We start from the raw sequence: 255 nt of genomic DNA on the forward strand, positions 1-255 counted from the left end.
GCTGGGACGAACTGAGCGGCGGGCAGCCGGACATCCACTGGCAACTGCAGGATCAGAACGGCCAGCAACGGGCCGAGGGCCGTGCCGGACAGCCCGCGCTGGACAGCCAGCGCCCCCTGGCCCTGGCTGCAGGACGCTACCGGCTGAGCGTACGCAGCGACCGGCGCCACGCCGAACCCTTGACCTTCCGCCTGCAGACCTGCCCCCAGGCCGACGTGCCGGAACTGCTCAGCGGCCAGAGCCTGCCGCTGGCGG

1 protein-coding gene is annotated in these 255 nt (G+C 72.9%); it reads left to right on the forward strand.

Features of this window, described 5'->3' with window-relative positions; all coding sequences use genetic code 11:
- Window positions 1-255, forward strand: a 255-nt coding sequence (locus tag PZA18_RS24770) for a hypothetical protein (RefSeq protein ID WP_284103540.1), incomplete at both ends; no start/stop codon positions are given.

The sequence above is a fragment of the Parachitinimonas caeni genome (assembly GCF_030129945.1).
Classification (GTDB): domain Bacteria; phylum Pseudomonadota; class Gammaproteobacteria; order Burkholderiales; family Chitinimonadaceae; genus Parachitinimonas; species Parachitinimonas caeni.